Origin of the sequence: Ligilactobacillus saerimneri DSM 16049 (assembly GCF_000423265.1) — a bacterium.
Taxonomy (GTDB): domain Bacteria; phylum Bacillota; class Bacilli; order Lactobacillales; family Lactobacillaceae; genus Ligilactobacillus; species Ligilactobacillus saerimneri.
The window spans coordinates 1-19,746 of the sequence record NZ_AUHQ01000032.1 but is presented as its reverse complement, the minus strand read 5'-3'; the positions used below and the strand labels follow the sequence as shown (position 1 = coordinate 19,746).

At 42.4% G+C, this 19,746-nt stretch carries 22 protein-coding genes, 1 pseudogene and 1 other annotated feature; of the genes and pseudogenes, 19 read left to right on the top strand and 4 right to left on the bottom strand.

Annotation, left to right across the window (positions count from 1 at the left end; genetic code table 11):
• Nucleotides 1–190 (bottom strand): helix-turn-helix domain-containing protein (locus tag G541_RS10240; RefSeq protein WP_155824538.1); only part of this gene is annotated, 190 nt, incomplete at its 3' end.
• 341 nt (nt 191–531) lie between these two features.
• Here G541_RS10240 and G541_RS0107265 point away from each other — a divergent pair.
• The 12 genes from G541_RS0107265 to greA all read left to right on the top strand — a co-directional run bounded on the left by G541_RS0107265 (nt 532) and on the right by greA (nt 12,317).
• Nucleotides 532–1,695, top strand: coding sequence for a hydroxymethylglutaryl-CoA synthase (locus G541_RS0107265; protein ID WP_027827003.1), 1,164 nt, complete (start codon nt 532–534; stop codon nt 1,693–1,695).
• A 91-nt stretch (nt 1,696–1,786) separates the two neighbouring features.
• Nucleotides 1,787–2,677, top strand: coding sequence for a hypothetical protein (locus tag G541_RS0107260; protein ID WP_027827002.1), 891 nt, complete (start codon nt 1,787–1,789; stop codon nt 2,675–2,677).
• Between the two features lies 1 nt (nt 2,678).
• Nucleotides 2,679–3,662, top strand: a complete 984-nt coding sequence (locus tag G541_RS0107255) for a hypothetical protein (protein ID WP_009554267.1) — start codon at nt 2,679–2,681, stop codon at nt 3,660–3,662.
• Between the two features lie 9 nt (nt 3,663–3,671).
• On the top strand, nt 3,672–4,133 hold the full coding sequence (locus tag G541_RS0107250; protein ID WP_009554269.1) for a hypothetical protein: 462 nt from the start codon (nt 3,672–3,674) through the stop codon (nt 4,131–4,133).
• 158 nt (nt 4,134–4,291) lie between these two features.
• Nucleotides 4,292–5,293, top strand: coding sequence for a helix-turn-helix transcriptional regulator (locus G541_RS0107245; RefSeq protein WP_009554271.1), 1,002 nt, complete (start codon nt 4,292–4,294; stop codon nt 5,291–5,293).
• A gap of 88 nt (nt 5,294–5,381) precedes the next feature.
• The gene (locus tag G541_RS0107240) at nt 5,382–5,681 is read left to right on the top strand and encodes an HIRAN domain-containing protein (RefSeq protein WP_009554272.1); all 300 of its coding nucleotides are present in this window, start codon (nt 5,382–5,384) and stop codon (nt 5,679–5,681) included.
• 186 nt (nt 5,682–5,867) lie between these two features.
• Entirely contained in the window at nt 5,868–6,377 is a 510-nt protein-coding gene (locus G541_RS0107235) for an HD domain-containing protein (RefSeq protein ID WP_009554274.1), read from the top strand.
• A gap of 94 nt (nt 6,378–6,471) precedes the next feature.
• Nucleotides 6,472–6,813: a winged helix-turn-helix transcriptional regulator gene (locus G541_RS0107230; protein WP_009554275.1), complete on the top strand. Its 342-nt coding sequence runs from the start codon at nt 6,472–6,474 to the stop codon at nt 6,811–6,813.
• Nucleotides 6,814–6,859: 46 nt separating this feature from the next.
• Nucleotides 6,860–7,081 (top strand) — a binding site (T-box leader).
• A gap of 58 nt (nt 7,082–7,139) precedes the next feature.
• Entirely contained in the window at nt 7,140–8,186 is a 1,047-nt protein-coding gene (gene pheS / locus G541_RS0107225) for a phenylalanine--tRNA ligase subunit alpha (protein ID WP_027827001.1), read from the top strand.
• Between the two features lie 9 nt (nt 8,187–8,195).
• Nucleotides 8,196–10,610, top strand: a complete 2,415-nt coding sequence (pheT, locus tag G541_RS0107220; protein WP_027827000.1) for a phenylalanine--tRNA ligase subunit beta — start codon at nt 8,196–8,198, stop codon at nt 10,608–10,610.
• Nucleotides 10,611–10,645: 35 nt separating this feature from the next.
• Nucleotides 10,646–11,749 carry an endolytic transglycosylase MltG gene (gene mltG / locus G541_RS0107215; RefSeq protein ID WP_027826999.1) on the top strand — a complete coding sequence of 368 codons (1,104 nt, stop codon included), beginning with the start codon at nt 10,646–10,648 and terminating at the stop codon, nt 11,747–11,749.
• A gap of 91 nt (nt 11,750–11,840) precedes the next feature.
• On the top strand, nt 11,841–12,317 hold the full coding sequence (greA, locus tag G541_RS0107210; RefSeq protein WP_027826998.1) for a transcription elongation factor GreA: 477 nt from the start codon (nt 11,841–11,843) through the stop codon (nt 12,315–12,317).
• A 72-nt stretch (nt 12,318–12,389) separates the two neighbouring features.
• On the opposite strand, the gene G541_RS10030 is transcribed toward greA, so the two are convergent.
• Together G541_RS10030 and G541_RS0107200 are read right to left on the bottom strand one after the other, a co-directional pair.
• Nucleotides 12,390–12,770 carry a hypothetical protein gene (locus G541_RS10030; protein ID WP_155824536.1) on the bottom strand — a complete coding sequence of 127 codons (381 nt, stop codon included), beginning with the start codon at nt 12,768–12,770 and terminating at the stop codon, nt 12,390–12,392.
• Nucleotides 12,742–13,704: a nucleoside hydrolase gene (locus tag G541_RS0107200; protein ID WP_027826997.1), complete on the bottom strand. Its 963-nt coding sequence runs from the start codon at nt 13,702–13,704 to the stop codon at nt 12,742–12,744. The genes G541_RS10030 and G541_RS0107200 overlap by 29 nt, the downstream gene beginning before the upstream one ends.
• 116 nt (nt 13,705–13,820) lie before the next feature.
• Here G541_RS0107200 and prmA point away from each other — a divergent pair, with 116 nt between their 5' ends.
• From prmA to G541_RS0107165, 7 genes are all read left to right on the top strand, one after another.
• Nucleotides 13,821–14,699 carry a 50S ribosomal protein L11 methyltransferase gene (prmA, locus tag G541_RS0107195; protein WP_027826996.1) on the top strand — a complete coding sequence of 293 codons (879 nt, stop codon included), beginning with the start codon at nt 13,821–13,823 and terminating at the stop codon, nt 14,697–14,699.
• Between the two features lie 52 nt (nt 14,700–14,751).
• Nucleotides 14,752–15,516, top strand: a complete 765-nt coding sequence (locus G541_RS0107190) for a 16S rRNA (uracil(1498)-N(3))-methyltransferase (protein WP_027826995.1) — start codon at nt 14,752–14,754, stop codon at nt 15,514–15,516.
• 56 nt (nt 15,517–15,572) lie between these two features.
• The gene (locus G541_RS0107185; RefSeq protein WP_027826994.1) at nt 15,573–15,899 is read left to right on the top strand and encodes a hypothetical protein; all 327 of its coding nucleotides are present in this window, start codon (nt 15,573–15,575) and stop codon (nt 15,897–15,899) included.
• Between the two features lie 25 nt (nt 15,900–15,924).
• A complete protein-coding gene (locus G541_RS0107180) occupies nt 15,925–18,150 on the top strand; it encodes a RelA/SpoT family protein (protein WP_027826993.1) in 2,226 nt (741 codons plus the stop codon).
• Nucleotides 18,151–18,163: 13 nt separating this feature from the next.
• Nucleotides 18,164–18,613, top strand: a complete 450-nt coding sequence (gene dtd / locus G541_RS0107175; RefSeq protein ID WP_027826992.1) for a D-aminoacyl-tRNA deacylase — start codon at nt 18,164–18,166, stop codon at nt 18,611–18,613.
• A gap of 176 nt (nt 18,614–18,789) precedes the next feature.
• Nucleotides 18,790–19,146 (top strand): arsenate reductase family protein, encoded by a 357-nt coding sequence (locus G541_RS0107170; protein ID WP_009554298.1) that lies wholly within the window; start codon nt 18,790–18,792, stop codon nt 19,144–19,146.
• 12 nt (nt 19,147–19,158) lie between these two features.
• The gene (locus G541_RS0107165) at nt 19,159–19,560 is read left to right on the top strand and encodes a VOC family protein (RefSeq protein ID WP_027826991.1); all 402 of its coding nucleotides are present in this window, start codon (nt 19,159–19,161) and stop codon (nt 19,558–19,560) included.
• 88 nt (nt 19,561–19,648) lie between these two features.
• On the opposite strand, the pseudogene G541_RS10410 reads toward G541_RS0107165, so the two are convergent.
• Nucleotides 19,649–19,746 (bottom strand): annotated as a pseudogene (locus G541_RS10410) (IS30 family transposase); the annotation flags it as partial.

Genomic DNA, 19,746 nt, shown 5'->3' with positions numbered 1-19,746 from the left:
TGCCAGTATAAAGGGATACGGTGCCTCTTTTGAGCTCATATCCGATTGTACTTGGCGAGCAGTTAAGCTCTCTAGCAATGGCACGGTTTGAGCAGCCAATAGAATGCATCACTTGAATTGTAATTCGATCATCCTTTGAAAGGTGCTTTCCCTTTTGGTGTGGTTTAGTGTTAGAATATGAATGATCCATTTTAACCTCTCTAGAAATGTTTTGTGGTAATTCATATTCTACCAGAAGGTTGAAATGGATTTTTTGTGCTCTGATCCAGTAAAAACGATTTTCACTTACTAGATCGGAACAGTGTTCAATTTGATTTTACAATCAGCGGTGGTAAATAATATACATTTCTTTTTAAATTGTTAAATGGATATTTGAAGAAGACGAAGATGGAAATATTGCCAACATCCTAGTGGACTGCCCGGATAAGCAAAGAATAGTGGGATAATAATTATCGGGTTGACGGGTGTAGTTTTTAAAACTAATAGCAACAGAAATGATTTTCAGAAACTAAATGGATGAGGAGATTGATGATGAAAATAGGTATTGATAAGTTGGGCTTTTATACTTCCGAATTTTATATTGATATGGCGAAATTGGCGCAGGCGCGGGGGGAAGATCCTAATAAGTATTTGATTGGTTTAGGGCAAGAAAAAATGGCGGCTGTTCCCCCGACACAGGATGCGGTGACTTTAGCTGCTAATGCTGCGGCAGGGGTGCTTGACGATAGCGACCGGGAACAAATTTCCTTTGTAATTTTAGCCACTGAATCAGGAATTGATAATTCTAAAGCTGGAGCCATCTATGTTGCAGATTTATTAGGTCTAAAGAAGAACATTCGTACTTTAGAGGTTAAGCAAGCATGTTACAGTGCGACAGCTGCGTTGCAATTAGCCCGGGGCTACATCAGTCTCCACCCAACAGAAAAAGTGTTGGTTATCGCTTCAGACATTGCGCGTTATGGTCTCCAGACAAAAGGAGAACCAACACAAGGAGGGGGAGCAGTAGCAATTCTAATGAGTGCTGAACCGCGGTTAGTAGCTTTTGATGCTGATAGTGCTTTTTATAGTGAAAATGTGATGGACTTTTGGCGTCCTTTGGGCAATGATACAGCCCTCGTTGATGGACACTATTCGACCAATATCTACCTCGATCTGCTGAATAAGACCTTCCAGGATTATCAAGCTCAAAATGGATATCAGTTAGATGATTTTGCTGGTTTTACCTTCCACCTTCCCTTTACCAAACAAGGAAAGAAGGGAATGCAAGCTTTACTAGCAGCACATGCCTCTCAAAAGGCTGAATACTTTATGGAAATGTTTGAAGTGTCGCGGCAATATAACAAACAAGTGGGGAATTTATATACTGGTTCCCTGTATTTGAGCCTACTATCACTTCTGGAAAATAGTTCGCAGTTGCAGGCCGGTGATCGTTTAGGATTGTATAGTTATGGCTCAGGGGCCGTGGGAGAGTTTTATTCCGTGACAGTTCAACCTGGTTTTCGCAAGTGGTTACAGAAACAAGAGCACCAGCAATTATTAAACCACCGCCGAGAAGTGACCATCACAACTTATGAAAAAATGTTTACAGAAGCTGTAGTTGACGGAACAGATCGGAAACTGGATACTACTGCAGATCATGCCCGCTTTGTATTGGCAGGGGTTAAGGACCATAAACGTGTCTATCTTTCCCACTAAAACAGTAACTAACGTTGAAAAGACACAGGATAACTAGTACCATAGAAGTGATAGATTGATGATTTTAGATAGAGAACAGAGGGGATCCACAATGGTTAATGCGAATCCAGAAAAAATAATGAGAACAGGTAACCATGAAGCAGCAACCAATGACCTATTGAGCTCATTAGCGGATAAGATGAGTTATTTGCAGACTTTAAGTGAAGCAATTCAAGGGGGCGATGACCGCTTAGTTTTTCAGTTGATCGATAATGAGCGTTATGCCCAAAAGGTTTTGAAGGCAAAGCATAGTGAAAGCGACGACAGTAATGAAGCTTTAGTTACTGACGTCCATAATTGGATTGCAGAATTCTTGAGTAAACGTTTGATCGCTTATCTCAATCAAGTCTACCCATTCTTCTATTTTGAACAGACAGGCTTAGGCCAGTTTGATTTTTACTTTGGAAATTGGTGGGGAAGAAGACGGTTTGGAAGTTTAGACGTAATCAATGTTGGCTTCAACTTTGATGCCAGTGAGTATTCCAAATTAGAGCGAGCATTTGAACTAGAGAAACAGAATAAACGCTTGAATAGTGATGAGATTGATGCGCTCTCCCAAACCAATGATCATCTCCAAGACCTAATTGATGGTCAAGCTGAACGCGACCAGCGTAAAGCTGCTATTCGTCAGGAAATAAAGCAGTTAGCTGAAGAACGGGTTATGCCATGGGAAGTTGCTAAGCAAAAAGAGCACAAAGAAGAGCTAATGGCTGAACTTGCTCATTTGACTGATTTAGACGAACAGGCCAACCATTCTTATCAAACCATTAAAGATAATGAAAAGAAGATCCTCGCTTTGTCTAAAGAAGATACTTTGATTAGTTATGAAATGCAGAGTATTGTTGCTAAATTCGGAACTTTTGATGGTTTTGAAGAAAAGAACGATGCTTTGTACCGGGATTATATCACCAGTTTGATCGCCACAGGACAGGTAGGTGACTAATATGACTGAGAAATACGAAACACAGACTTTCTATCCTCATGCCCAAACAGAAGATGAGCAGCCGGCAGATGCTAAAAAAGCAGCTAGTTCATTGAGTACCACGGGTCGCTTGATGGCTTACAGTAAGCAGTTGAGAAACAGCCTCAACAAGGGGCTCGATTTTACCGCTGTTTTAGATACTTTGATTGCTACTAACGATAGTGAAGAATTATTGACGGCTACTTTGCGTTTGGCAGAGTTTGAATTAGATGATGCATACTTGGTTTTCCCCCAACAGTATAGTCGGGCTGACTACTACTTACTCTTTTTAGAGCGCTTGTTAGAGTTACACCAAGAAAGCAGCATTATCTTGAATTCGAGCGACCACAATAAGGAACTTTACCATGAATATCCTGGCGTTAATACAGCGGGGTATTTCGTCTTTAAGGTAACCGAAGAAAATAAATACGGGGCATATTATACAGAAGTAAACACTGGTAATGTGCTGTTCTATTTGGACCTACGCCAACGAATCCTGCGTTTCAACAGTCATGATTTAACAAACTTGCTTGTTTTGGATTATGGGGAACGTTTCGATCGGAACGTTATTCAAATGTTCCAGGAACAGTTCTTAAATATTGGGTGGTACCTAAAGAAGGATTATGGGTTTGATGTTGATTTTAACCTATTGGACCCAGTCAACAATGCTTTATATCCGATCAGTGACCCCGGTGTTCCCCAACAAGCCCTGGATCGTTTGTTTATCAAAGCCGCTGCTGTTAACTATATGCTGATATCCGGTCCTCATGGGGAAGCAATTTTGGATCTGGCAGAAGATGTGCAGTTGTCGTTGTTTGCTCGTGATGGTCGGTGGGTAATCGCCGTAGCTGACCCTAACAACGAAGTTTCTTTCTTTGATGTTTTATTCAAGTATGATTTCTTACATGACTGGTACTTAGAGAACCGCAACAGTTTAGAAATTCGGGCTGATAATTTGTATTTTTAGGTGAGATAGATGAATTTTGTAAAAATGGCAAGTCATGCACGGCATAACCGTTTTCCAAGCTTTTTACCCGTACAACGGATGACTGAGAAAGAGAAAGCCGGGATTCTTTATGTAGGTATTACTGCTGCTTTAGGCGATTTAGCCAAGGCTTATCGGGGATCGCAAGCTGAAAAGCTCGATGCTTACTGTGCGGTCTTGCGTTACTTTTTAGAAATTGGGAGTGACCGGCAGTGGCTCTATAAGATGCTTTTGTCGGATAAAGAGTTACAGGCTATGCAAGAAAAGTGGCAAGCACCATCAATTAATACAGTTTTTTTGATTTTAGAACAGCAATTGCTAAATTGCTATTTTAAGCACCAAGAAGCAGCTTTTCTTCATGCTTGGCATATTCTAATTAAGTTTGGTTTAGTTGAATTAGGATTTTCCCCAGCTGCGATTGAAGAGCGTTTTAAGGAGTTATATCCTCTATAAAGAGCTGGCTCATAATGGTTATGACTCTAGTATGGTTAAGTAATTTAAACGATTAAGAGAGGCGGATCGCGAACGGATGAGTGAGTTCGTGGATCCGCTTTCTTTTGTGGTATAATTAAAATTATTGATTGAAGTGTTGAGCGTTGGGAGGTTATGTAATGGGTAAGGCGCGTAAAGGAGAACATCAGAAGTTAAAGATGCTATATTTAATGCAGATCTTTATGCAAGATACTGATGACAGTCACGGACTAACGGTTGCTGAGATAATTACTAAACTGAGTGCAAAGGGAGTCAATGCTGATCGTAAGACTTTGTACCGCGATTTTGAAGAATTACGGGAATTTGGCTTAGATATTATCAAAGATAAACAAGGACGGAACTTTTACTACCACTTGGGGGAACGGGACTTTGAATTGCCTGAATTAAAATTGTTGGTAGACTCGGTTCAAGCTGCCAAGTTTATCACTGACAAAAAGTCACAACGATTGATCAAAAAGCTGGAGAGTCTAGTTAGCAAGTATGAAGGTAAAAAACTGCAACGACAAGTGGTAATCGCTGGACGGGTAAAAACGATCAACGAAACAATTTATTATAATGTCGACAAAATTCATGAAGCGATTGGTGCTAATGAACAAATAAAATTTCACTATTTCCAATGGAATATCCAAAAAGAGATGGAATTGCGTCATGGTGGGGAATATTACTACGTTAGTCCTTGGGCGTTGGTATGGGATGATGAAAACTATTATTTAGTTGCATATGATGATATCGACCAAAAGATCAAACATTTCCGCGTGGATAAGATGTTGGACGTGGTTACTACTGGACAGGCACGGTCCGGTCGGAAGGCCTTTAACCAGTTTGACATGGCACAGTACACTAAGAGTTTATTTGGAATGTTTGGTGGGGAAACGACAACGGTGGGCCTGGTAGCTAGAAATGAATTTGCTGGGATTATCATTGATCGTTTTGGTAAAGATATTGTTATCACACCAGTTGACGAAGATCATTTCAAGACAACTGTCAAAGTTGTTATCAGTAATCAGTTTTTAGGCTGGATTATGGCCCTTGGTGATGGAGTTAAAATTGTCAGTCCTAAAAAGGTTGTTGCCCGCATGCAAACGGAAGTTATGCGGTTGGCAGCCCAATATAAATGTTAAGCTAACGGGCTCGGGTTTCCGAGTCCGTTTTTTAGTACAAGTGCTTCGCTATAATTTAGATGGAAAGTAAATGAAGGAGGAACAAACAATGAAAAAAGTTTATTTTACCGTCACTGGTACGCGGCACTATTATGGTCAAAGTTTTATTGAAGCAGGAATGACAGTTAGCTTAGTTAAAGACAAGGAAAACGAACACGACCGTGAGGCCATTCAGGTTGAGTTACCTGGTTTGGGAAAGATCGGTTATGTTGCTAACAGTCCGTATACTGTTCGGGGCGAGAGTTATAGTGCTGGGCGCTTGTATGATAAATTTAAAAAGAAGGCCCAGGGAACAGTTCGTTACGTTTTGGATGATGCGCTTTTATGCACGATCTGGATCAAAGGCTAATACTAGTTTTAAAATAGCGTCACTATTAGATGCCTTTTAAACAAGCTTGTAATACCTCGGTTTGTGAAATTCTTTAAAAAAACATTAAATTGGTTTGGAAGCGGTAAAATTTCCAGCAAAACAATTGTTTTTTGCCAATAATAAAGTATGATTAGGTTAGCAAATTAAAGCGAGGTAAAAATATAAATGGGTTTAAAAGATTGGCGTAATGATACTGAGTATATGGGGTATGTGGCCGATTTGTTAGCAGCACCTGCAGTACAGAAGTTGGCAAATTATACCCAACATCATTTTTCAACGCGCCTAGAACACTGTATTACCGTTTCGTATGTTAGTTACAAACTCGCTAAAAAGATGAATCTTGATGCACGGGCGACAGCGCGGGCAGGTTTGTTGCATGATTTGTTTTATTATGATTGGCGAACAACCAAGTTTGACCGGGGCACACATGCCTGGATCCATCCTCGCATTGCAGTACGCAATGCCGAAAAGTTAACGCAGTTAACTCCTAAAGAAAAAGACATTATTATGAAGCACATGTTTGGGGCTACTTTGTGTCCACCAAAGTATAGTGAAGGCTACATTGTTTCATTGGTAGACAAGTATTCGGCTACCAGTGAATACTTAATGCATCTCAAGCAAAAAACTAGCAGCAAATTACATTACGCTTTTAACTTTGCAAAAGTAAGTAAATAGTGTAATATCTAATTAGGCTAGTTAATGGAAATCACAGACTTAACTGGTCTGTGATTTTTTTATTTAAGTAATATAGATACGAAGGTGACGAGGTATGGAAACTACAACTAAGAAGCCATTCACATTGTGTCCTAAATTTGAAAAAACATTTAGCATTTTGGGCAAGAAATGGAATGGATTAATCATTGAAGATTTATTAGCTGAAGGACCACAACGTTTCAAGGATATTGCTGCAACAGTTGATCGTTGTAGTGACCGCGTATTGGTTGAACGGCTCAAAGAATTAGAAAATGAAGGTTTGGTTGAGCGAGTAGCTGAAGAAAATAGTTGTCGGCTCTTATATAAACTCACTGAACAAGGTGAAGACTTGAGTACCATTATGAAGGAAGTTCATAATTGGTCCAATAAGTGGTACACAGCGGAAGATTGCCAATAAAAGCTTGACTAAGGTAACGGTCACAGTTTAGACTTTAACTATAATAGTTGATGCTTAGACGGAAAAAAGTAGGTTAGCAAGTTGTACTCAGGGAGGGATCGGGACTGTAAAGATCCTTGCAACTGATAACTGAAGTTCATTTCTTGAGCACATGGCTGGGAGGGCATACCGAAAAGTCATGCGGCCGAATGGTCGTTATCACTTACTAAGAGTCACCATGTTTATTTATGGTGAAATTAGGGTGGTACCGCGAAGTCTCGTCCCTTTATGGGGGATGAGGCTTTTTTGTTTAAGCAGGTAATAGTAGCAATGAAAGGATGAGGCAGATGGATTTGCAGGCTAAATTAGCAGAATTAAAACATAATGGTCTCAAAGAAATCAAAGCAGCGGAAGGAATGGACGCTGTTAAAAAGATCAAAGTTAGTTTATTGGGGAAAAAGGGTCCGATTACTAATGTTTTGCGGGGGATGAAGGACTTGGCTCCAGAAGAAAGACCCCAAGTCGGGAAAATGGCGAACATCCTTCGGGATGAGTTGACCAAGGCAATCGATGCCAAAACTAAGGAATTAGAAGCGGCTTTACTCCAGCAAAAACTGGCTAACGAAGCCATTGATGTGACTTTACCGGGGACCCAGGTAACAGAGGGCAATCCGCATATCATTACGCAAGTGATTACCCAGATTGAGGAATTATTCTTAGGGATGGGCTTCCAAGTAGTTGATGGTCCTGAAATCGAAGAAGACCATTATAACTTCGAAATGTTGAACTTACCTAAGGATCACCCTGCGCGGGATATGCAAGATACTTTCTACATCACACCTAACATCCTGATGCGGACCCAAACTTCACCTGTTCAAGCGCGGACGATGGAAAAGCATGACTTTACTAAAGGTCCATTAAAGATGATCTCTCCAGGGAAGGTATACCGGCGTGATAACGATGATGCAACCCACTCCCATCAATTCCACCAAGTGGAAGGGTTAGTGATTGACAAGCACATTACAATGGCTGACCTCAAGGGGACCCTCGCCCTTGTGGCCCAAACGGTCTTTGGGGCTGAACGCAAGATTCGGTTACGGCCTAGCTACTTCCCATTTACTGAACCTTCATGTGAAGTGGATGTTTCCTGCTTCAAATGTGGGGGCGCAGGCTGCGCTGTTTGCAAGCAAACTGGGTGGATCGAAGTTCTAGGAGCTGGGATGGTCCATCCTAATGTTTTGAAGATGGCTGGTGTTGATCCTGAAGTCTATGGTGGCTTTGCCTTTGGCTTGGGGCCAGATCGGTTTGCTATGCTCAAGTACGGTGTTGACGATATTCGCCAATTCTATTTGAACGATGTTCGTTTCTTGAAACAATTTGCACAGAAAGGATAGGGAGAAAGAATGAAAGTATCTACCAAATGGCTCAACGAATATGTGCCAACAATTGCTGAAATTGAACCAACAGCACTGAGTAATAAGATCGAATTAACTGCGGTTGAGGTTGATAGTGTTGTGCGGCTCCAAGATGGCTTAAAGAAAATTGTAGTTGGCCATGTCTTAGCAATGGAAATGCACCCTGATTCAGACCACCTCCACGTCTGCAAAGTTGATGTTGGTGAATCTGAACCATTACAAATCGTTTGTGGGGCCCCTAATATTGCTGTGGGTCAAAAAGTTATTGTTGCGTTGAAGAACTCACGTATCGCAGGCAATATTAAGATTAAAAAAGGCAAGATGCGGGGGGTCGTTTCTGAAGGGATGATTTGCTCTCTCCAAGAAATTGGCTTTGCTGATAGTGTTGTTCCGCAAAAGTATGCTGATGGGATCTATGTTCTCCCAACTGATGCCGTACCAGGTGAACCTGTCTATGAATACTTAGGTATGGATGACACAGTGCTTGATTTGGATTTAACGCCGAACCGGGCTGACCTGATGAGTATGCGGGGCGTAGCACACGAAGTGGCTGCAATCTATGGCAAGGAAGTTAGTTTCCCAGCCGTTGATCTGCATGAAGACAAGGAAAAGGCAGCAGATATGATCACAGTTGCCAGTGAGGATGATTTAGCTCCTGCATATATGATGCGGATCATCAAGGATGTCAAAGTGCAAGAGAGTCCAATGTGGTTACAAAAACGCCTCTGGAACATGGGGATCAGACCGATCAATAATGTTGTTGACGTGACCAACTATATTCTAATGGACTATGGGCAACCGCTGCACGCCTTTGACTATGATCAATTAGGAAGTCAGCAAATCCTGGTCCGGCGGGCCAACGAAGCAGAGAAGTTTACAACCCTGGATGGCAAGGAACGGACCCTGCATGCTAATGATATTGTTGTGACTAACGGTACTAAGCCAATTGCCTTAGCTGGGGTAATGGGTGGCTTGGATAGTGAAGTGACAGCAACAACTGCAACGGTTGCTCTGGAAGCTGCTGTGTTCAATCCGCATATGATTCGCAAAACTTCGCGGCGAGAAGATTTGCACACGGATGCAGCCGTTCGGTTTGAACGGGGGATCAACGTTGAAGTAGTTGCCGCTGCCTTAGATGCAGCAGCAGCCATGATTGCTCAGTTAGGTCAAGGCCGTGTGCTGGCAGGAACTGTGGGTCAGGATCATACTGACAAACAACCAACAGATGTTGAAATTTCGCGGCAGCATATTAACGATGTTTTGGGAACAGAATTAAGTGATAGCGAAGTAGGAGCGATTTTTGAACGTTTAGGTTTCACATATCAGGTGACAGACGGAAACTTCACTGTTGCTGTGCCAAAACGGCGCTGGGACATCAGTATCGCTGCTGATCTAGTTGAAGAAGTAGCCCGCCTCTATGGCTATGACCAACTCCCTACAACCCTTCCGGTAAGTGAAGCAACTCCTGGGCACTACACTTACGAACAACGGATGATTCGTAATGCTAACGCTGTTTTAGAAGCTGCAGGTTTGACACAGGCTGTTTCGTACAGTTTAACTAGTGCAGAAAAGGCCCAACGCTTTACTTTTGACACTGGATTGACTACCCAAGTTCAATTGCCTCTGAATTCGGAACGGACAACGGCCCGGATGAACTTAGTGAGTGGTTTGTTAGATGACTTGGCATACAATGTGGCGCGGAAGAATAATGATGTTGCCTTGTATGAACAAGGCCGTGTTTTCTTTAGGGATGAAGGCCAGGACCGTCCGCGGGAAATTGAACACATTGCAGGAGCTATGACAGGACTCTTCCGGGCCAACAGCTGGCATGCTGCTAAACAACCAGTGGACTTCTATTTAGCTAAAGGCATTGTTGAACACCTGTTAGCTAAACTAGGAATTAAAGAAGATGTTGTTTACCAAGCTAGCCAAGCTTATCCAGAGATGCATCCCGGACGGACCGCTACGATCTCAGTCGCAGGTGAATTAGTTGGTTTCGTAGGTGAAGTTCATCCTAACATCACGAAAGAATACCGATTGAAGAAGACTTATGTCTTTGAACTGGATCTCGACAAGATCATTGCTGCACCAAAGAGTGCAGAAGTTTACCAACCAGTGCCTAAGTATCCAGCAGTTACGCGGGATATTGCACTGTTAGTGAGTGAAGAGGTAACTAATGCCATGATCATTGATACGATTAAACGTAATGGTGGTGCATATCTCGAAAGTGTCAACCTGTTTGATGTTTACCAAGGTGAAAATATTAAATTAGGCTTTAAGTCGATGGCATACCAATTGACTTACCGCAGTCAGACAAGTACCCTGGTTGAAGATGAAGTTAACCAAGCATTTGACAAGGTTGTCAACAGTCTGCAGACTGAGCTGAATGCGACAATTCGGTAGGTACGGTTAAATTAATAATATTTAGGAGGGATACCTTGCAAGGATTAGATCAAGGCCCTAAACCCAAGCGTTCGCGTCGCCTTTTAGGCGGTGTAATTGTGGTTGTTGTAGTTGTTGCTTTAGCAGTGGTAGGGAGTTTTCAGTATCTCAAGACAGCGATGAAACCTGTTAATACAAGTTCTCATACGCGGATTGAAGTCAAGATCCCTAACGGGAGTACTAGTAAGCAAATCGGTAAAATTTTAGCTTCCAAGAAAGTCATCCGTAGTGGTATGGCCTTCAATTACTATCTCCGGCGGAATAACAAGAGCAACCTGAAAGCGGGTTACTATGAATTCACTCCAGCAATGACACTTGACCAAATTACCCGAAAATTACAACAGGGTGGTGCTAACCACCCCCTGAATGGGAATAAAGTGTTGGTACGCGAAGGGGCTAACATTGATAGTATTGCGGAAGTTGTTGCTACTAATACTAAGTTCACTCAAAAAGAGTTTATAGCTGCGGTAACCAATAAAGGGTTGATTGACCAGTTAGCCCAACAATACCCTGACTTGTTGGGATCAGCAGTCAAAGCCAAAGACGTACGGTATGTGTTAGAGGGGTATTTATATCCAGCAACCTATGCTGTTACTAAAAAAACAACGCTCAATGATTTGATTACCCAAATGGTTGCTAAAACTAATGAAGTTTTAGCACCATACTACCAGCAAATCAAAGATAAGAAGCTCACGGTTCAAGAGTTACTATCATTAGCAGCCCTCGTTGAACGGGAAGGTGGAGCTGGTAAGCAAGATAATGAACGGGTTGCAGGGGTCTTTTTGAACCGGATTGACGCCGGTATGCCCCTCCAGTCAGACGTGGCAATCCAATATGCGCTAAAGACAACTAAAAAGAATATTACTTATAAGGATTTGAAGGTCAGCTCACCATATAACTTATATACTAATAAGGGCTATGGTCCGGGACCAATTGACAATCCAAGTTTGCGGGCTGTCAAAGCTGTCCTTAACCCGGTTGATCGGGATAAGAAATATTTGTACTTTGTTGCTAATATGAAAACGGGAAAGGTTTATTTCTCCAAGACATATGCTGAGCATCAAAAGATCACAGAGAAACTAGCAGCAGCTAACAAGTAACGCTACGCTAAATCGTTTTGGGTATGCTACAATATAACAATGGATTCAGTGCTCATTTTGAGCGTGGATAATTAAGTGATGAGGTGGAAAAATGGCAGACCAAAAAGAATTCCAAATGACAGCTGAAGGGAAAAAGAAACTCGAAGCTGAATTAGAAGAATACAAAACAACCAAACGGGAAGAAGTTATCGAACGGATCAAGATTGCTCGGTCCTTCGGGGACTTATCCGAAAACTCTGAGTATGAATCAGCTAAGGATGAACAAGCCTTTGTTGAAGGCCATATCAAAGAGCTTGAAAATATGATTCGACATGCGATCGTAATCGATAGTGAAAAGGTAGCCGCTGATGAAATTTCCTTAGGCAAGACGGTTACTTTCCAAGAATTGCCGGACGAAGAACCAGAAACATATACATTTGTTGGTGAAGCAGAAGCTGATCCATTTGAAGGTAAGATTTCAAATGAGTCACCAATTGCTAAGGGCTTATTAGGCCGCAAACTAGGGGAAGAAGTTACTATTAGTACTCCTGGTGGCGACATGACGGTTAAGATTTTGGAAGTTAAATAAGTTGTTGAACTAGGCAACAGCAAAAAAGGGCGGGGAGAAAAAACTCCCGGCCCTTTTTTGCTAGTGAAATATTTATAGTTTGGAATAAATATAAAACAAAAGGAAGCTTCCGAGGACATTACCGCCTAAGAATAAGCTATTCTCCCATAGATAACCCCGCTTTTTAAAGATATTTAATAACGCCAGTAAGCTGATGAAAATAGTCGTGCCTATTCCAATTCGATAGAGCCACACAATGGGGGTTGTGAAGCACATCAAACTGACAGCTGTCAACAAGATCAAGTTCCGGACATTGCGATACCACAAAAGGTTACCGAACAATATTCGGCCAAAGGAGTATTGTTCATCTTGGTGCGCACGATATTTCAAGAGCAAAAGGATGAGCCATAAGGCGTACAATCCTAAACCAATATAGTTGAGCACGTTACTCCCCGCTTTCTTGTAGCAACTCATTCATATGCGCCATAAAAGTAGTAGTAAACCGGTCAACATCCACATTCACGCAGACAGCAGTGGTAGTTGGTTCTTTGAGCCGTTCTTCATTGCCGATGGTACGGCCCCGGAAGGCATCAGTGAGGTCAACCTTCATATCAAGAGCTATTGTTTGGGCTAGACTTGGGTCAGCGGCAATTCCAACTGCCAAAGGATCGTGAAGGGCACAACCGTGCAGGTGTGGACTGGTTTCGCCATATACATCGATATAGTAATCGACAATATTAGCATAAAGTTGGCCAGCGGTTGTTCCCAGGCTCCGCCAATGAGCGGTTTCTTTTTTGGTCAGGACAGTCCGTAAAGTGACATCCAAGCCGACCATGGTAATGTTAAAGCCACCACGTAGTACAATATTAGCAGCTTCAGGGTCCTGGGCAATGTTGGCTTCAGCAGCTGGGGAGACATTTCCTGGAACGGTCAGGGCGCCCCCCATGAAGACGACTTTTCCGATCAGGTGGCTGATTTGGGGGTCTTTTTGGAAAGCCTGGGCAAGGTTAGTAAGCGGACCGGTCGGGATCACGATTAAATGGTCTTGGTATTGGTGAGCGGCCGCAATGATAAAGTCGACGGCACTGGTAGCTGCTACCGTCCGATCAGTTTCAGGAAGGGTAACTTCCCCAACTCCGTTAGTCCCATGAATGTGGGCACTAACAGGGAGAACGGTAAAGTTCGGCTGGTTAAGAGCATGTTCTGCTCCCTTATAGACGGGAACTTCAGGATGGTGGAGTAAGTCCAACAGTTTCAAACTGTTATTGGCACTTAAATCACTAACTACGTTACCATATGAACTTAGAACCCCGATCAGGTCACAGTTCGGTAAGGTTAATGAATATGCTAATGCCATTGCATCGTCAATTCCAGTATCTAGGTCAAGAATTACTTTGTATTTTGTCACCAAAACCACTCCTTAGATGTTTGATATATTAATTTTACCATGCTTTGCCTGCGCTAGCAGGCAGAGATATTATATAATAAATCTACTTGAGAAATTATCAGATTGGCGGGATAGATATGGATTGGAACGAATTAGTAATCGTAACTAGCAATGAAGCAATTGAAGCGGTTAGCAATATTCTAATGGAAGAAGGTGCTGGTGGGGTACAAATTGATGATCAAGATCCACAGGCGGTTCGCGTTATTACGTACTTTACGGCTGATTCACCACTAAATGAATTGCTTCCCAAGCTTAAAGAAAAAGTGCACGGCTTAAAAGAATATGGGATCAACCCCGAACCAGGGCAGGTGTTCTTGACTAACATTGGGACCGATACGTGGCGGGATAAATGGAAGGAATACTATCAGCCGATTCGGGTAACGCGCTATTTGACCATTGTGCCCCAGTGGATTGAATACGAACCCCAACATCCTGATGAACAGTTGATTGTTTTAGATCCGGGTCGTTCCTTTGGGACAGGTGATCACCCAACAACACGCCTGACATTGCATGCTTTGGAAGCAACAATGCTTGGAGGGGAAACAGTTATTGACGTCGGGACTGGGTCTGGAATTTTGAGTATCGCTGCGCGGTATTTAGGAGCACAACAAATTGTTGCGAGCGATGTGGCTGATGAAGCATTGGCAGCGGCTGCGACCAACTTTGCTTTGAATGGTATGACGGATGATATTGTTTTAGAAAAACGTGACCTGGTGCATGGTCTAGATCTTCAGGCTGATATCGTTGTGGCAAATATCTTGCCTGAGTTCTTGTTGCCTTTGATTCCCCAAGTACACAAAAATCTACGTCCGACAGGTAAGTTAATTCTTTCAGGGATTATAATGGAAAAAGAGAATGAAATAGTGACGGCCCTAAACGCAGCTGGCTTTCAAGTTGCAGAAAAAATAACTGATGGCAAGTGGTTAGCACTGGTTGCTCATAACACACTTAATTAGTTAAGGCTAGTTACTTATAGAATGCCCCAAAGGACACATCAGGAGGAGAAGAATGCAACACTACTTTATTGATCAAGAATTAAATTTGGGAATGGAATTGACTTTGCCGGCTGAGCTTTACCAGCATGCGATTGTTGTTTTACGAAAACAAGTAGGGGATCAATTTGAGCTTGTTGATATCCACCAAACGGTGAGTATCGTAACAGTGACACAAATTGAGAAAAAGACAGCGCAGGTTAAGGTGGTTGAGCAATTAGACCAGAATGCTGAATTACCAGTAGCAATAACAATCGCCTGCGGTCTACCTAAAAACGACAAAAAGACGGAGCTTATCGTGGAAAAGGGAACGGAGATGGGGGCAACGAGCTTCATCTTTTTCCCTAGTCAGTATGCGATCGGCAAATGGAACAAGCAAAAAGTTGCTAAAAAACTGGAACGCTTGCAAAAAAAGGCAACCAGTGCCGCTGAACAATCACATCGGAATGTGGTTCCAACAGTTGAGTACCGGGAAAATTTAGCAGCAGTGGCCGATGGTAATTATGATTGCCGTTTGGTAGCGTATGAAGAAGCAGGAAAGACTGGTGAAAAAAGTGTTCTCGCACAAGCGCTAACGAACCTAGTCACCAGTAATTCTGCGGCCCGTTTAATTGCCGTCTTTGGTCCTGAAGGGGGAATTGCGCCAGAAGAAATTGACCTTTTAAAATCCCATGGTTTTGCGATTTGCGGGCTGGGGCCGCGGATCTTGCGGGCAGAAACTGCTCCCCTATATTTTCTGGGCGCATGTTCTTACCAACTCGAGTTGGCAAGCGTTGACTAAGCAAAAGTGACTACGGTAAAATTAGATTAATTAACTAGATTAAAGAGGCTTATTTTATGCAAATTAGACAGTTATTTTCATTAAAAACGGTATGGTATCTAGCATTTGCCCTATTTTTCTCAATGGTGTTGCCAATCATTGCAGTTACGCTTGATTGTGATGAAGTTACCAAGATTGGGTGGCTCTTGTTTGGGATTAATTCGGTATATGCAGTCCTATCAGGATTGATCGCCGGAAAAGCAGAGCATACGGTATTCTTCTTGATCTTCTTTCCGGTTATTTACATGCTGAGTTTCCGTTTGTTCTTTGAATCCTATGCTGTTTATTTTGTGATTCCCTATATTATCTTTTCATTATTAGCTTATGGGGTAACAAAGGATTAGTGCAACTTTTAAGGGGTGATTGATTATGGAGAAAGAGACAGTTTGGACCGCTGATGATGTTATCAATATGGTTGCAAAGTACATGAATCAAGAGCATGTTGCTCTAGTCAAGAAGGCCTATGATTTTGCCGCGTATGTCCATAAAGAACAGGTGCGTCAGTCCGGGGAGCCATATATCGTTCACCCGATTCAAGTTGCCGGGATCTTGGCAGAATTGAAAATGGACCCTGCAACGGTTTGTGCCGGTTTTTTGCACGATGTGGTTGAAGATACACCGATTGTATTGGGCGATGTTGAAGAACTATTTGGTCATGATGTTATGGTGATTGTTGACGGTGTTACCAAGATGGGGAAGATTCGCTACAAGTCACACCAAGAACAATTAGCTGAGAATCACCGGAAGTTACTACTAGCCATGGCCAAAGACTTGCGAGTCATTATTGTTAAGTTAGCCGACCGAGTGCATAATATGCGGACTTTATCCCATTTACGCCCTGACAAGCAGCGGCGGATTGCTAATGAAACACTGGAAATTTATGCACCGTTAGCTGACCGGTTAGGGATTAGTACGATTAAGTGGGAGCTAGAGGATACTTCTTTGCGCTATCTTAATCCGCAACAATATTATCGAATCGCCCACTTGATGAATTCGAAGCGGGAAGAACGGGTGCAGTATATTAACGAAGCCATCGGCGAAATTGAAGTTGCGATCACAAGTTTGAAACTAAACTGTGAGATCTATGGGCGGCCAAAGCACATTTATTCTATTTACCGTAAGATGCGTGACCAGCACAAGCAGTTCAGTCAGATTTATGATCTCCTTGCTGTCCGGGTGATTGTGAAATCAATTAAGGACTGTTATGCAGTTTTGGGGGCTATCCATACGCGGTGGAAGCCGATGCCTGGCCGCTTTAAAGATTACATCGCAATGCCTAAGGCTAACATGTATCAATCATTGCATACAACGGTAATTGGCCCTAAAGGCAAGCCACTTGAAGTGCAAATTCGGACGGAAGAAATGCACCGGGTAGCGGAATACGGGATTGCTGCCCACTGGGCATACAAAGAAGGGCGCAAAGATGCGGTACCTCAAACGACCAGTGGCGACAAATTGAACTTATTCAAAGAAATCATCGAACTTCAAAAAGAATCAACCGATGCAGCTGACTTTATGGAAAGTGTTAAGGGGGACCTCTTTAGTGACCGTGTCTATGTCTTCACACCTAAGGGGGATGTCTTTGAATTACCTAAAAACTCAGTTCCCCTTGATATGGCCTATGCCGTCCACACTGAGGTTGGGAACCATACGGTCGGCGCAAAAGTCAACGGGAAGATTGTGCCCCTTAATTATCAGATTAAGAATGGGGATATTGTTGAAATTTTGACGTCCGCCAACTCGACTGGTCCTAGTCGTGACTGGCCTAAGATTGTACGGACGACCCGGGCACGAAATAAGATTAAACAGTTCTTCCGGCACCGTAACCGGGTAGAAAACATTGAAAAAGGGAAAGAAGCCTTGAACAAAGAATTGTTAGAAAAAGGTTTCGCTCCTAAACAGATCTTAAACAGTGAAAATATCGGGCGGGTGCTCAAGCGTTACCGCCTCAAAGATGTCGATGATCTCTATGCAGCAATTGGTTTTGGAGAGCATACTCCAATTACCATTGCCCACCTACTAACTGAAAATATTCGGCGGCAAGCAGAAAAAGAGCGGCAGTTGCAAGCAGAAAAGGATCTCTTGGCCAGTGACGAAGGAATTAGTCGTGAACCAAACAAGAACGACAAGGCCTCTAAACCAAACGATAATGTCTTAATTCAAGGGATCGACAATATGCTGGTCCGTTTAAGCCATTGTTGCAACCCTATTCCTGGCGATGAAATTGTCGGCTATATTACAAAGGGGCGGGGTGTTTCTGTCCACCGGGTTGATTGTCCTAATGTTAAGCGAGCTGCTGAAGAAGGAACACGGTTGATTGATGTTTCATGGAACATTGTCAAGGATACCAAGACATTTTATGATGCCGAAATCCAGGTTGAAGGTTATAACCGGCCAGGATTATTGAATGATGTTTTGCAGGCAATTAATAATGCCACTAAATACCTAAACTTTGTTAATGGTAAAATTGGGCAGTCAAAAGTAGCTATCATTGATGCTAAAATTGGGGTTAAGAACCATACGCAACTAGAACGAGTAATTGACAGTATCAAACGGGTACCTGATGTTTACGTAGTTCGGCGAACTATTAACTAAAGGAGGCAACACTATGCGGGTAGTAGTACAAAAAGTTAAGCGAGCACAAGTAACAGTCGATAATGAAGTAGTAGGTAAGATTGATCGGGGCTTTATGTTGCTAATTGGTTTCACTGAAGGCGATGGCAGCCGTGAGATTGATTACCTAGTGCATAAAATTAGTAAAGTACGGATCTTTGAAGATGAAGCCGGGAAGATGAACCTTGATTTGGCCCAAGTTAACGGGCAAATATTATCTGTTTCGCAGTTTACTTTGTATGCTGATATGAAGAAAGGAAATCGGCCGAGCTTTACCCAAGCCCAGGCTCCAGCTCAGGCGGAAGCTAACTACCAGGAGTTTAATCGTAAACTAGCTGACCAGGGCTTTACCGTTGCTACGGGAGTGTTTGGAGCTGAAATGGATGTTGAACTGGTGAATGATGGACCAACAACAATCATTTACGACACAGCGACGTTAATGTAAAAATTAAAAAGCAGTACTCCACTGGCACCCAAAAAGGTGCTAGTGGAGTTTTTTAGTTGGAAAAATTGATTATTTATAAGAAGTTGATTGTTACTTTAACTTATATGCAAAAACCACAAGAATCAGGGTGGAAATTACTCCTATGCTATACTAAAAGAAGAATAGGAGGGAATATCATGCCAACTTTTTATTGTTATAACAGGTGTTCAACTTGCCGTAAGGCTGAAAAATGGCTCCGGGACCATGAGGTTACGTTTGAAAAAATTGATTTGGTAGCAACGCCTCCAGCGGCTGCAGACTTACAACGCTGGATACAAGCCAACCAAGAGCGGGGATTACGTTATTTCTTCAATACTTCAGGACAACGTTACCGTGAACTGCACCTCAAAGATCGGATAGCTACGTTAACTATTCCTGAAGCTGCTCAACTATTAGCAAGTGATGGCAAACTCATCAAACGGCCGTTGATGGTTGAAGGAGACCATGTTACTTGTGGGTTTAAAGAAGATATTTATACCGAAAACTGGCTATAAGAAGGGCTGAGTATGCATCATATTGAAATTTACGTTGGCAACCTTGCACAGAGTCAGCGTTTCTATTCCTGGCTCTTACCTCAGCTGGGATTTGTCCTTTATCAAGCATGGACAAGGGGTTTTTCGTATCGCAAAGATTCGTTTTATATCGTGTTTGTACAGACAGATGATAGTAAGTTGCAATACGGTTTTAACCGGATTCATGTGGGAATCAACCATCTAGCATTTACTGCTAGTGATGCGCAGCAAGTTGATGAGATCCGGGAACAGTTGCGAGCCCGGCATGTTCCTTTATTATATGATGATCGCTTTCCTTTTGCTGGAGGACCCAACCATTATGCGGTGTTTGCCGAAGATCCTGACCGGATAAAGATTGAGGTGGTTGCTGCGCATAGTGCAAAGATGCAAGATTAAAAGTAGGACTTTTTTATTACACCGGCCACTGTTAATAGCAGTGGTATTTTTTTATTAAGGTAGATTGCAATAAATAACTTGAACAAATTTAATGACGCAGATTAAGCAAAAAGATCTCAATTGGAGTTCGCCAGTTCAAACATTTGAGTGGCCGTGAATTCAGATACCAGTTAATCTGAATCAATT